General features: G+C 43.3%; 13 protein-coding genes. 4 read left to right on the forward strand and 9 right to left on the reverse strand.

Translation table 11 applies throughout. The features are described from left to right. Positions 1-16 precede the first annotated feature (16 nt). The 5 genes from FTV34_RS03025 to FTV34_RS03045 form a co-directional block, all read right to left on the reverse strand. Positions 17-904 carry a ParB/RepB/Spo0J family partition protein gene (locus tag FTV34_RS03025; RefSeq protein ID WP_004784018.1) on the reverse strand — a complete coding sequence of 296 codons (888 nt, stop codon included), beginning with the start codon at positions 902-904 and terminating at the stop codon, positions 17-19. Further along, positions 901-1,683 (reverse strand): ParA family protein, encoded by a 783-nt coding sequence (locus tag FTV34_RS03030; protein ID WP_180068808.1) that lies wholly within the window; start codon positions 1,681-1,683, stop codon positions 901-903. Before FTV34_RS03030 ends, FTV34_RS03025 begins: the two co-directional genes overlap by 4 nt. A gap of 24 nt (positions 1,684-1,707) precedes the next feature. Next, positions 1,708-2,340 carry a 16S rRNA (guanine(527)-N(7))-methyltransferase RsmG gene (gene rsmG / locus FTV34_RS03035; protein WP_180068810.1) on the reverse strand — a complete coding sequence of 211 codons (633 nt, stop codon included), beginning with the start codon at positions 2,338-2,340 and terminating at the stop codon, positions 1,708-1,710. An 85-nt stretch (positions 2,341-2,425) separates the two neighbouring features. After that, positions 2,426-3,115 carry an N-acetylmuramate alpha-1-phosphate uridylyltransferase MurU gene (murU, locus tag FTV34_RS03040; protein WP_180068812.1) on the reverse strand — a complete coding sequence of 230 codons (690 nt, stop codon included), beginning with the start codon at positions 3,113-3,115 and terminating at the stop codon, positions 2,426-2,428. Beyond that, the gene (locus FTV34_RS03045; protein WP_180068814.1) at positions 3,116-4,129 is read right to left on the reverse strand and encodes an aminoglycoside phosphotransferase family protein; all 1,014 of its coding nucleotides are present in this window, start codon (positions 4,127-4,129) and stop codon (positions 3,116-3,118) included. Positions 4,130-4,250: 121 nt separating this feature from the next. Between FTV34_RS03045 and lptC the strand changes: the two genes are divergently transcribed. Next, positions 4,251-6,722: an LPS export ABC transporter periplasmic protein LptC gene (gene lptC, locus FTV34_RS03050; protein WP_166139457.1), complete on the forward strand. Its 2,472-nt coding sequence runs from the start codon at positions 4,251-4,253 to the stop codon at positions 6,720-6,722. Beyond that, positions 6,722-8,029, forward strand: a complete 1,308-nt coding sequence (locus FTV34_RS03055; RefSeq protein WP_166139422.1) for a peptidylprolyl isomerase — start codon at positions 6,722-6,724, stop codon at positions 8,027-8,029. Before lptC ends, FTV34_RS03055 begins: the two co-directional genes overlap by 1 nt. 101 nt (positions 8,030-8,130) lie before the next feature. Here the strand turns inward: FTV34_RS03055 and hfq are convergent, their stop codons facing one another. The 4 genes from hfq to tsaE form a co-directional block, all read right to left on the reverse strand. Further along, positions 8,131-8,652 (reverse strand): RNA chaperone Hfq, encoded by a 522-nt coding sequence (gene hfq, locus FTV34_RS03060; RefSeq protein ID WP_125279037.1) that lies wholly within the window; start codon positions 8,650-8,652, stop codon positions 8,131-8,133. A gap of 91 nt (positions 8,653-8,743) precedes the next feature. Beyond that, complete coding sequence (miaA, locus tag FTV34_RS03065) at positions 8,744-9,688, reverse strand: tRNA (adenosine(37)-N6)-dimethylallyltransferase MiaA (RefSeq protein ID WP_180068816.1); 945 nt, start codon at positions 9,686-9,688, stop codon at positions 8,744-8,746. Positions 9,689-9,694: 6 nt separating this feature from the next. Next, positions 9,695-11,665 carry a DNA mismatch repair endonuclease MutL gene (mutL, locus tag FTV34_RS03070; RefSeq protein WP_180068818.1) on the reverse strand — a complete coding sequence of 657 codons (1,971 nt, stop codon included), beginning with the start codon at positions 11,663-11,665 and terminating at the stop codon, positions 9,695-9,697. Beyond that, a complete protein-coding gene (gene tsaE / locus FTV34_RS03075) occupies positions 11,658-12,134 on the reverse strand; it encodes a tRNA (adenosine(37)-N6)-threonylcarbamoyltransferase complex ATPase subunit type 1 TsaE (protein WP_180068820.1) in 477 nt (158 codons plus the stop codon). Before tsaE ends, mutL begins: the two co-directional genes overlap by 8 nt. A 129-nt stretch (positions 12,135-12,263) precedes the next feature. On the opposite strand from tsaE, the gene FTV34_RS03080 reads away from it, so the two are divergent. Both FTV34_RS03080 and FTV34_RS03085 read left to right on the forward strand, forming a co-directional pair. Next, entirely contained in the window at positions 12,264-13,172 is a 909-nt protein-coding gene (locus FTV34_RS03080) for an RluA family pseudouridine synthase (protein WP_180068877.1), read from the forward strand. Positions 13,173-13,285: 113 nt separating this feature from the next. Beyond that, positions 13,286-13,633, forward strand: coding sequence for a type II toxin-antitoxin system RelB/DinJ family antitoxin (locus FTV34_RS03085; protein WP_180068822.1), 348 nt, complete (start codon positions 13,286-13,288; stop codon positions 13,631-13,633). Positions 13,634-13,683: the final 50 nt, after the last annotated feature.

The following is a 13,683-nucleotide window of genomic DNA, read 5'->3' on the forward strand; positions in this document are numbered from 1 at the left end:
ACAAATTTTAAATTAATTATTCATCGCCCAGGATCGAAAGAATCCCGTCCAGCTCTTCTAAAGAATGATAGCTAATGACCAGCTTGCCTTTCCCTTGCTTGTTGTAGTCAATTTTAACATCCGCACTAAAGCGCTCAGACAGACGCTGAGTCAACTGCTGAATGTCTGGCGCAATCGCTGCTTTTGGTTTTTCTGTTTTCGGTGCATTGTAGTCGCGTACCAACTGTTCGGTTTGGCGTACTGACAGACTCTTTTCAATGACCATCTCAGCAACTTTAAGCTGATCTTTAGCCTTCAAAGTCAGGATGGCACGTGCATGTCCCATATCCAGCAGGCCCTGCTGCATAAAGTCTTTTACTTCTTCAGCCAGAGTTAGCAGACGCAGCAAATTGCTCACTGTGGTACGCGCCTTACCGACGGTATCCGCAATTTCCTGATGGCTTAAACCAAATTCGTCATGGAAACGCTGCAAAGCCATCGCCTGATCAATCGGGTTTAGGTCCTGACGTTGAATGTTTTCAATCAGAGCCAGCGCGATTGCCACCTGATCATTCAACTCACGCACAATCGCAGGAACTTCAGTCAGGCCTGCTAGTTGTGCCGCACGCCAGCGACGCTCACCCGCAATAATCTCGTATGGATAGCGTTCATCATCGACCGGACGGATCACGATTGGCTGCATGATGCCATGCTTTTCAATCGATGCGGCCAGTTCCTGCAGATCCTGCTCATTGATATAGCGACGTGGCTGATATTCACCACGTTTCAGCAGATTGACATCAATCTGTTTCAACTGACCATGATCAAGACCTTGTGCTTCGAGTTGTAATTTTTCTTTTTGAATTGATCCCAGCAAGGCATCTAAACCACGACCTTTGGCGAGTCCACGTTTCTTGACGGTCATGCTTTACTTCCTTTTTTCACTTTGCTTTTCTTTAATACTTCAGCTGCCAGATTTAAGTAAGCAACTGCACCCTTTGAACTTTTTTCAAAATAAATCACTGGTAGACCATGTGCCGGCGCTTCAGCCAGACGGATATTCCGTGGAATCACGGTTTCATAAAGTTTTTTACCAAAATATTGCTTTAACTCTTCTGAAACATCACGGGTCAAGGCATTTCGAGCATCATACATGGTACGCAATACACCCACGATCTGCAGATCTGGATTAAGTGCTTGCTGAATGCGGTCAATGGTTTGTGTCAGATCAGCCAGGCCTTCGAGAGCATAATATTCGCATTGCATCGGAATAATCACGCCATCCACCGCTGCCAGTGCATTCACGGTAATCAAGCTTAAGCTTGGTGCACAATCAACAATAATATAGTCGAATGAGGATTCAATTTCCTGCAAAGCTTCACGCAAAATAAATTCACGGCCTTTTTGCTCAGCAATCGCCAGCTCCACACCAGCCAGGTCACGGTTTGCCCCTAAAACCTTGTATCCAACTTCAGCCTTGGTGATCGCAGTTTCAATCGGCACTTCACCCAGCAATACATCAGTCACTGAATACAGCAGGTCATTTTTCTGAATCCCCGACCCCATGGTCGCGTTACCTTGAGAATCCATATCCACAAGCAAAACGCGTTTTTTTAGCACAGCGAGAGATGCCGCCAAATTTACTGCGGTTGTGGTTTTACCGACACCACCTTTCTGGTTGGCAATCGCAATAATTTGTGCCATGTTGACCCCGATCCTTCAAAAATTTTAAATACGTTTTAATAGAAGTAAATGACGTTGTTCGTCCAAGCGCGGAACCTTCAGTTCAATAATCTGACAGCTAAATTCATCTTTTAATGCTGCCACTTCCTCTTCAGGAATCAAACCTTTCATGGAAGCAATAATACTCTGCTCATGCATATACGGTTTAGACGCATTCACAAAATCTGTCAATGAAGCAAATGCACGACTGGTAATCACATCAAACTGACCCAGCTCATTGATACTGTCTTCATTTTCTACACGGGTTTGTACTGCAATGACATTTTTTAATTTTAGGTCTGCAATAAACTGCTTCAGGAAACGAATTTTTTTACCGTTTGAATCCAGTAGTACACATTCACGCACAGGCTGACATAAAGCAATGATCATGCCCGGCATACCACCACCAGTCCCGATGTCGAGCAAACGACCTGCAGGCAAGTCCTTTAGAATGCTTAGACTGTCAAGCAGATGCTTAACCAGCATTTCCTTAGGATCACGGATTGCAGTCAAATTGTATGCTTTATTCCACAGTACCAAAGCATCCTGGTACTTGAGTAATAAATTTAAAGCTTCATCCGACAGCTCTAAACCTAAAGCCTGGCTACCCTGCTTTAGTTCTTGAAAAAACGTGTGCATAAACAATCAACGCTCGAAAAAGTTAAGTGGAAGTATACCGTTTTCTCTATATTGGCACAGTAGGGAGTGCTTAGTGAATATTCACTTAAGCAGACTTCCCTTCACGGATCATTGAATCCAGTGCATTCAAACGCTCAGGCGTTCCTACATCTACCCAAATGCCTGTCAATTTAGAGGCAGCAATCTTATTTTCCAGCATTGCTGCTTTTAATAATGGTGCCAAAGGACGCTTTCCAGCCTCTAAGCCTGCAAACATTTTCGGATGAATCACTGATACACCGCTAAAAGTCAGATTTTCACCACTGATCTGCTGATCAAAGGTATAAGCCTTGCCGTCAGCAAGCGTGAAATCACCGTTTGGATGCTGTTCCGGGTTTTGTACCAATACCAGATGTGCCAAATTTTCACCCAGCTCAACATTCAATAAAGGTGCAAAGTCCATGGTTGTCCAGACATCGCCATTGACCAAAATGAAAGGCTCATCACCAAGCAGTGGTAAAGCATTAATAATGCCACCGGCTGTTTCCAGACCTTCACCTTCATGTGACCATAAAATCTTGACACCAAACTGTGAACCATCACCCAACGCCTGAGCCAGTTTTTCACCTAACCAAGCCGTATTAATGACAACTTCATTCACGCCCATCGCAGCCAGTTTTTCAATATGCCAGACAATTAGCGGCTTACCACCCACTTCTAGTAAAGGTTTTGGCGTATGCAAAGTTAAAGGACGCATGCGGTTGCCCAAGCCAGCCGCGAGAATCATCGCTTTCATTTAAGCCGCTACCTCGTATGAACCATATTTTGCTTCAAAAGCAGGCATCACTTTTTCATGAATAAACTGCATAAATGGCTGTAACTCTGGATAATCTTTAGTTTCTTCCAGTAGATACCACATCACACGTGGCAGGTCTTTTAGATAGCCAGATTTACCATCTCGCTCAAACAAGCGGACAAAAATACCTAAAATCTTGATATGACGCTGAATGGCCATCATATCCGCATCTTTTTTAAACTGTTCGAAATCACGGTCCTGTTTTGCCGCTGCTGGTAACAGATCATAGAACACTTTAAACCAGCGATACACGCGATCTGCATTCCACTGCACATAGGCATCACGGGTAATAGAGATCAGGTCATAGGTGTCAGCACCAATCACTGCATCCTGAAAATCAATCATACCCAGTTCGGTTTCATTTTCGATTTTCATCAGGTTACGGCTATGGAAATCACGATGCACAATGACTTGAGGTTGTGCCAAAGCAGCATTCGCCAGTATCGCAAATGTGCGCTTGATCAGAGCGGACTCTGATTCTGTTGGCTGAATTTTTAGAGCAGGCAGCATCCAGTCAGTCAGCAGCTCCATTTCAGAAATCAGCTTCTCATAAGAATAAGCAGGAAACTGACCTTCTCCAGGAATGGACTGCAGCTGAATCAGCTGTTTAAAACTTTGCTCATAATAGGCATCAACTGTCTGATCATTTAGCAGATTTGATAACAGCACATCACCAAAATCTTCGAGCAGCAAAAAGCCATTTTCCAGGTCTTTGGCCACAATGTGTGGAACACGTACGCCATGGGCATCAAAAAATTCATCAATCGTCACAAAAGGCACACAATCTTCTTTTTCTGGTGGTGCATCCATGAGCATAAATGTTTTATTATTCAGTTTGATTCGTGCATAACGACGAAAACTTGCATCGCCTGCTAAAAAATGTGTTTCAAATTGATCTGAACCGAGTACAGAAGCAATCCAAGATTGTATCAATTGTTCGCGTTGAGTATTCATTTGCAATAAATTCTAGTACAGGCTGAGTTTTTAAAGTGCTAAGTGTAGCTACTTATCAACTTTTTCTCTATGATGCGACAATAATTAATTGCGATAAAAGCATGATTGGTTAATGAGACAAATGAAGCATCACTTTAAAATAAACCCTCTAGCGACTGCGATCTTAACCCTTTTATGTAGTAGCTCGGTCTCAAGCTATGCTGCATCAAATGACTCATCCAATGTAAATGCGGAACAACTCAAACAGCGCATTAATGAGACCTATCCCGGTGAAGCATTCTTCTCACAATATTATGTGGATAAATCTTCACCAGAAGCACAGCAGCGTCAAGGTAAATATCTCAGTTCAGCCTATTGTGAAGGTGCCTGGGTCACTCCTATTGCACCTGATGCACCGACGATTGACCCTGAACAGGCAACTTCAACCATTACTGCAGACTATGGTCATTATAATCCGGCCGGTGATTCCTACTTAGAAGGCAATGTGGTCATTGATCAGGAAGGTCGCCAGATTCGTGCGGAACGCGTGACGATTGATCAGACTCAAACTTATGCGAAGGCAGAAGGTCAAGTCCAATTGGCTCAAGGTGGCTTGATTTCGCAAAGCGATGATATCAATTACAACCTGAAAACCCAGCAAGGTGACTTAAACAACAGTTTCTTCATTGCCGAAGAACAGCATGCGCATGGTCGTGCTGAAAAGATTGCCAAAACCTCTGACGATACGCTTGAACTGGAAAATGCCACCTATTCCACCTGTCCACCTGAACAGAAACCGACCTGGAAAATTCAGGCAGATCAAATCAAGCTGAATCAGGAAACCGGTCGCGGTGAAACCCGTAATACCAAGCTCTATGTGAAAGATGTTCCGGTACTCGCTGTTCCTTATTTTAACTTCCCAATCGATGATCGCCGTACCACTGGGATTCTGACGCCAACTTTCGGATTTACCAATGATGGCGGCCTGGAATTAGGTGTGCCGGTTTATCTCAATTTGGCACCACAATATGATGCGACCATTACGCCACGTTATATTAGTGACCGTGGTGCGATGCTGGATGGCGAGTTTCGTTATCTAACAGAAAACTATGGTGAAGGCCGGATTTGGGGTGGCTACCTGCCATCTGATGAAAGTTATAGCAATAAAGACCGTAAAGACCTGCACTTCCTGCATAACTGGCAAATCAACGATCAGTTCTTAACAAATCTTGAATATAATTACGCATCAGACAAGGACTTTTTTGCCGATCTGGATAATAACCCAGATTCAAAAACAGACCTGAACTTGCGCCGTGCTTGGGAAGTTAATTATAAAAATGGTATCCCCGGCTTAAAAGCTCAATTTAAAGTTGAAGATTTCCAGACGCTTGATCCTGCCGTTCTGGATGAAGACCGCCCTTATGCGCGTTTGCCGCAGCTTTTGGTGAATTATAAGACCGGTAACCCACTGGGTTTACAATACGAATTTAATAACGATACAGCTTATTTCCAGAAAGACATCAGAAATATCGAAAATATTGATACCGGTGATGAAGCCATCTATCAACCAAGTGGTACACGCATCTATAATGATTTCTCGGTACGCTATAATCACTTTACCCCTTGGTCATTCTTCATTCCTCAGGCAACATTACGCAATATCAATACTTTCTATGATCAAGATACTATTGATCGTATTAATAATAATCAAACCAGCTCATCAAGTGAAAATCATTCTATCGTAGTGCCACAATTTACGCTGGACACCGGTTTAATTTTTGAAAAAGATGGTCGCTATTTACAGACCTTGACGCCTCGCCTGTTTTACGCTTATTCACCGTATGAAAATCAGCGCAATCAGCCAAACTTTGACTCTGTCGTAGCCTCAATTAATTATGACCAATTATTTAGTGCACGCCGCTTCTATGGTAATGACCGCTTAGAAGACAATAACTTCGCTTCTTTAGGTCTTAGTTACAGTTTATTTAATGAAGAAGGTTTAGAGCGATTACGCGCCAGTGTGGGACAAAGTTTCTTCTTTGAAGATCGCCGTGTCACATTAGATCGTGAAGCAGATAAATTTGACCGTGAAAGCCATACTGGTCCAGTTATTCAGCTTAGAAGTCAGTTAAACAAAAACGTGCATGTCAACCTAAATTCTAGCTGGATGTCGAATGGCTCCAATGCCCAGCGTGATGTACAGGTTTATTATACGGGCGATCAGGGCAATCTATATAACGTAGGCTATTTCTATCGTAAAGATATTCCAAACCGCCAGGAAAGTTATGATCAGGTGGTTGGTTCATTTATCCAGCCAATTGCCAATAACTGGCGTCTGGTCGGCCATGCGCAATTTGACCTGGATAATAGTGTCGCACGTGAATATTTACTTGGCGTAAACTATGAGTCATGCTGTTGGGGAGTATCTGTCTATGGCCGCTCATACTACAATGACCTAGACGATATCAATGACCCAGATGTGAAAGCGAAACGTGCAGTAATGGCTGAAGTAACGCTTAAAGGTCTTGGCGGGTTGAGCAACAAGCTAACCTCATTACTAGAAAATCGTATTCTAGGTTTTAACAATATCAATCAAACTTGGACAGAACGTTAATGAAGACAAAACAGTTAAAACAAATTTTTAAAGCGACCGCACTTGCGCTATGTCTTTCTTCAGCGATGACGACTTTTGCTGTTGCCCAACCTAAAGATGAAGTTGTAGCTGTTGTCGACAATAGCGCTATTCTGCGTAGTGATCTGGCACAAAGCGTTGCTGAAATTTCTCACCAGTTACAAAAGCAAAACAAGCCTGTTCCACCGCAACCTTATCTTGAACAACAAGCACTTGAACAGCTAATTGTACGTCAGGCTCAACTGGAACAGGTCAAACGCTACAATATCCGTCCAGATGAAAAATCTTTAAATGAAGCAGTGCTTAAAGTAGCACGTGAGTCAGGCTCTCCTAGCTTGGAAGCTTTCCAGCAAAAACTAGATGCTATCGCGCCGAATACGTATGCCTCTTTACGTAACCGTATTGCTGAAGATCTGGCACTTAGCCGTTTACGCCAGCAAGCAGTAAATTCACGTATCCAGATCAGTGATCAGGATGTGAAAAACTTCCTGAATACACCGCAAGGTCAAGCTCTGTTAGGCAGCCAGGTACATGTTCTGCATTTACGTATAACCGGAGAAAATGCTCAACAGATTGCTGCGCAAGTAAGAAATGATTTAAGCAGCAGCAATGATATTCAGGCGATCAGCAAAAAATATTCAACTGGCGATATTAAAGTAGATGCGTCTGATATGGGCGTGCGAAATTTATCAGAAATCCCAGGCGAACTCGCTGCACGTGTTTCTACTTTGCAAGCGGGTCAAACATCTGAACTGATTCCTGCGGCAGATGGCGTGCATGTCCTGAAACTTTTAGAGCGTAAAGGTGGTGAGCAGAAAGCACTGGTTCCTCAGTACCAGACCCGTCATATTCTGATTCAAACATCAGAAGTGGTTAGCCCAGAAAATGCCAAACAGATGATTGATAGCTTATATACGCGTCTTAAGCAAGGTGAAGATTTTGCAGTATTGGCGTCTACTTTCTCTAATGACACAGGTTCAGCGCGTGATGGCGGAAGTTTAGGCTGGGTCAGCCCAGGTGTCATGGTACCTGAATTTGAACAGCGTATGAAAAGTACGCCAGTGGGTCAGATTAGTGAACCGTTCCAGTCACAATTTGGCTGGCATATCCTGCAAGTGACCGATACACGTCAGCAAGATATGACTCAGGAATATCAGGAACGTATGGCACGCCAGATCCTGGGTGAACGCCAGTTTGATGCTGAGCTAGATAGCTGGTTACGTGAAACCCGTAGCAATGCCTATGTAGAAATCAAAGATCCTCAGCTAGATCCTAAACGCGCTCGTTAATTTAAGAAAAGAAAGCCAGCATAATGCTGGTTTTTTAATGGCTCAATTCTTTAAGCAATAAAAAAGCCTCTTATTAAGAGGCTTTTTTATTTCAGATCCGATTAACGATTGTTTTCGTCGTCAGAAGAATCTTCAAATTTTGAATCGTTATCAAAACCAGCGCCTTGACCACCGAAACCAGCGCCTTGACCACCAAAGCCAGCACCTTGACCACCGAAGCCACCTTGACCGCCGAAGCCACCTTGACTACCGAAGCCACCTTGACCGCCGAAGCCTTGACCACCGAAGCCAGCGCCTTGACCGCCGAAGCCACCTTGACCACCGAAGCCACCAGCAGCGCCTTGACCACCGAAGCCACCCGCGCCACCTTGACCACCGAAGCCCGCACCTTGTGAACCAGCAGGAGCACCAGCTGGACGAGGGTTACGTGCAGGTACTACTGTAGAAATCGCATGTTTGTAAACCATTTGGCTTACTGTATTTTTTAATAATACAACGTATTGGTCAAAAGACTCGATGTGACCTTGTAATTTGATACCGTTTACCAGGAAGATAGAAACTGGAATACGTTCCTTACGGAGAGAATTCAAGAATGGATCTTGTAAAGTTTGACCTTTAGACATGTTATAACTCCAAAAATTTAAAAATCAGCGCAAAAAACTATCTCTATTTTTCAATTAAAAATTATAAAAAAGATAGTACTCAAATTTTGCTTTATCCGTGACAGTTTCGCAAGTCTTCTTGGGCCTGCTCGAGCGTAAAATATGTTGTAAATTTATGCTTTTCTTGCAAAGATCTCAACCAGGTATATTGACGTTTGGCAAGTTGTCGTGTCGCAAATAAAGCCTTATCCTCCATTTCCCGTTGTTTTTCATGACTTAGGTCACCTTTTTTTAAGAATTCTATGGCTTGGCGGTAACCTACTGAACGCATTGAGGGTAAATTTTCGTCAAAATCGTATTTTCCCATTAATCCTTTAACTTCATTTAAAAATCCGTTTTTCCACATAATTTCAAGACGTTTTTCAATACGTTTGTGCAATTCTAACCGATCGGGCATTAAGGCATAATTATGGAAACTGTAACGATATGGTAAATTTTTTGGTTGTTCTGCTTGTAGTTTTGTAATCGGCTCACCTGTTAGCTTAAAAACCTCTAATGCACGGATAATTCTCTGTTTATCACTGACTTTAAATTTCTGGCCTGCTAAAGGATCTACCTGACATAATTCAGCATACACCGCTTCCCACCCTTCACGAGCGGCTTTCTCTTCGATCTGGGCACGCACCGCATAATCTGCACTTGGTAAATTATCAGACAAGCCTTCAAGTAAGGCCTTAAAATACAGCATGGTGCCACCCACCAAAATTGGTGTTTTACCACGCGCATGAATATCACCAATCAGACGGCAAGCATCTTCGACAAAGTTTGCTGCAGAATAGACTTCGAGCGGGCTAATAATATCAATCAGATGATGCGGATAGCGCCCTAATTCCTCTTTAGATGGCTTCGCTGTACCAATGTCCATTTCCCGATAAACTAGCGCAGAATCGACAGAAATCAGCTCAAAATGACCTTGCTCGTATAGTTCACATGCCAAAGCAGTTTTACCGCTTGCAGTTGGTCCCATTAAATTGATGACCGGCAGTTGATTGGACATGTAAGGCTACTCTCCTCGAGCGAAAAGTTTATCAAGTTGAGACAATGGAAATGCTCGCCAGGTTGGACGACCATGATTACATTGGCTCGCAAATTCAGTTTGTTCCATCTGACGCAGCAAAGCGTTCATTTCAGACAGGCTCAACATGCGATGCGCACGTACCGCACCATGACAGGCCATACCTGCAAGAATCTGATCCCGTTTCTGCATTAACCCTTGCCCCTGATCATTCGGATCCAGATCATTCAGTAATTCAGGGATCAAGGCATCAAAATCAGCCTTATGCAAAATGGCCGGTACACCCCGTACAATGACCTGTTCATCACCATACTGGTCAATTTCCAGACCTAAACGAGCAAGTTGATCTTTAAGCTCGTCAACACGCATGGCTTGCATACGACTAATGCTCACCACTTTAGGAATCAGTAATTGCTGGGATATCCAGAATTCCGGTTTATCCCAAGCCATTTTCATCTGTTGCAGCAAAATACGCTCATGCGCCGCATGCATATCTACGATGATTAAGCCTTCGGTATTTTGCGCCAGAATATAAATACCATGCAGCTGGGCGATCGCAATCCCCAAAGGATGCTCATCTACTTTACTTTGTAAATGTGACTGAAATGTATTCGATGCTGAAGTATTAGTTTCCGTTTCAGTTTCTCTTAAAGGCGCGAGATAACTTTTCAAAGCATTATTCAGCTGCTGTGAACCCGAATATGACTTATTATAATCCTGCGCATAATGCACAGTTTGTGGACCTGATGACTCGAAATCCGTTAACACATCAGAAGCTTCTTCTTCATGCTGACGATACGGAGATGTGACTGGAATAACCGGTTGAGTGGCTACGGACTGATGCAGGCTAAACTGCTCCTGATAGCGTGGCTGAGGTGTTATCGCAACAGCTTCAGACTCAGGTTTCATCGCCTCAGCCAGATCAGCGCTCGCAGTCTGGAATTTTGCTAGGGTTTCCTTGGCATAATGTCGTACAAATTCATGTACTTCACGCTGGTTCAGAAAACGAATTTCATGTTTGGTTGGATGCACATTGACATCGATGCTTTCTGGATCGATTTCCAGAAACAGTAAATAAGCGGCATGCTGATGGCCATGCAGGATACCATCATAAGCCATACGCAAAGCGTGCGAAATAGTCTTATCTTTAACGATCCGGCCATTCACATAGACATACTGCAAATCGGCTTGAGCCCGTGCATCCGAAGGATGTCCGAGCCAGCCTGATAAACGCATATTGATACTGTCTGCATCAATCCAGTAAGCATTTTCAGTAAACTGACGGCCAAGTAATTGTTGCACACGTTGAAAACGCAAAGCTCCACTATCTGCGACCGGCAAATTCAGCTTGATGGTTTGGTTATGTTCCAATACAAAGCGAATATCGAAATGCGTTAAAGCCATACGGCGAACAATTTCTTCGATATGTCCAAATTCAGTGCCGGGCTTTTTCAGGAATTTGCGCCGCGCCGGAACATTGAAGAATAAATCCTGCACCCGGATCTGGGTACCTTTGGAGGCTGCGACCGGTTGAATATCCTGATGATCAAAAGCCGTGCCGTTCACTTCTACCTGATAGCCAATGCCATCTTCATTCTGGCTACTGGTTAAAGTCAGACGAGACACTGCGGCAATCGAGGCCAATGCTTCACCACGAAAGCCCAAACTGGTAATCGCATGCAGCTCTTCAGCCGTTTGAATCTTACTGGTCGCGTGACGCATCACAGCCAGTGGCAAATCCTCATAATGAATGCCTCGGCCATTGTCAATGATTTCAATCAGCGTACTGCCGCCCTGTTCCACCCGGATGATCAGCTCGGTCGCACCTGCATCAATCGAGTTCTCCAGCAGCTCTTTGACCACAGATGCAGGACGTTCAATCACCTCACCTGCGGCAATCTGGTTCGCCAGCGCAGGATCAAGTGCACGGATACGGCGTATGCTTAAATCATCAACCATTTGGGAATTCACGCTCCAAAGCTTGCTGTAATGCCAGATTAGAAGAAATCAGACTTACAGTACGGGTCAGCTCATCTTCTGATTTTAAAATTTCAATAATTAAATCGGCTTGCGGGATTTCATCGCCACCCTTAGAAGGCCATTCAAATAAAAATAGCGCATTGGGAGTTTCTAAATAATCCCGGATTCCCATCAATTCAAGTTCATAAGGGTCATTGAGACGATATAAATCAAAATGAAAGATATCCTGACCATTCACCTGATACGGCTCCACCAGCGTATAAGTCGGACTTTTTACTGAGCCTTTATGACCGAGTTGTTGTAAGTAATAACGCGTCAGCGTAGTTTTCCCCGCACCCAAGTCACCAATCAGATATATAACGCCCGAAGAAAAATTATTTGCCAGAACTTTGGCCAGATTTTGGGTGTCATCTTCATGTTTTAAAGTGACATTAAATGAATAAGGCATATTACTCACGACATGATGAAAAAGAATAATTATGATAGCATCGCAACGCTTTAAAAGCCTATTCACCTCTGTGAGAAACTGTATTTTTTCACAGCATCCGTTCCAGACCAGAGATAGATCCACGTTGTGATGACTTCGACTGTTGAATTTAACCCACCCATGCTGAATGGGGTTACGGCAAGTAAAGTATTCCTGCAAGCGATAGCTGATTCACCCAAGACAGTCTATGCCTATCTCTGTGCGCAATTTCCACATATTGAGTCAAGCGAATGGCAATCCCGTTTCGATAATGGGCTGGTTTATGATGCTCAGGGCAATACCTTAAGCATCGAAAGTTCTTTTCAAGCAAATACTCATTGTTTTTATTATCGTTTTTTGGCACACGAAGTGCATGTTCCTTTTCAGCATCAGATTCTGTTTGAGAATGAACATCTGCTGGTCGTTGATAAACCGCATTTTCTGACCATGAGTCCTACTGGACAATATGTACAGGAAACCTTGCTGGTACGCCTAAAACAGCAAACTGGAAATGAACATCTTACTCCGATTCATCGATTGGATCGTGAAACGGCAGGTGTGGTGCTGATTTCAAAATGTGTGCAATCGCGTGGCGTTTATCAGCAAATGTTTGCGACTCGGCAGGTACAGAAAACCTATCATGCGATTGCGGCTTATCGTGATGATTTAAGTTTTCCGCTCATCACAAAGCTGAAAATGGAGAAAGGCCAGCCCTTTTATACCATGCAGGTGGTAGAAGGAGAACCTAATAGCGAAACCGAAATTCAATTGCTGCAACATGATCAGCAATGGGGCAAATATGAGCTAAAACCGCATACAGGAAAGCAGCATCAGTTAAGGGTACATTTAAGTCATTTGGGGATTCCGATCCAGAATGATCCTTTTTATCCGCAGGTTTCCCATAAGGCGGATGATGATTTTTCTGCACCTTTACAGCTACTGGCCAAACACATTCAGTTTACGGATCCCGTTACCCAAAAGCAGATGCAATTTAGCTCTGAACTTGAATTGACACTGTAAATCTCTTGTCATTACAGATTATTTTCTAAAAACGGCAACTTGAGGATTGAAATCCCGAAGTTATCGATTAGAATAAGGCGAAAAGTTAAGTAATTTAAAGCTTTGAAAATATTATGAGAAAAACTGAAGTTTATCAAATTCGCCTGGATTCCCAAGAGAAGAAACAGGCATTTGCAGTATTTAAACAATTGGGGATTACGCCGGCTCAGGCAGTTCGTCTTTTTTTTAAACAGGTGGTTCTGACCAAATCAATCCCCTTCTCGATTGAAAATCAGAATATTAATCTGGAACAGCTGATCAAGTTACGCAAGCAGAAACAGAATGAACTTAAGGCAGAACAAGCCTCAAGTCCAAGTGCTACAGCCGTTTCTGAAGATCATCAGGAGATGAATCTGGATGATGATCATTTTGATTTATTTGAAGAACTGAATGCTATTTTAGGTGAAAGCGACAAAATTTAACATTGTTGCATTTACGAACAATTCTTAAGTTTCACTCCTTTCAAACTTCG

Origin of the sequence: Acinetobacter sp. YH16038, from assembly GCF_013417275.1 — a bacterium.
Taxonomy (GTDB): Bacteria; Pseudomonadota; Gammaproteobacteria; order Pseudomonadales; family Moraxellaceae; genus Acinetobacter.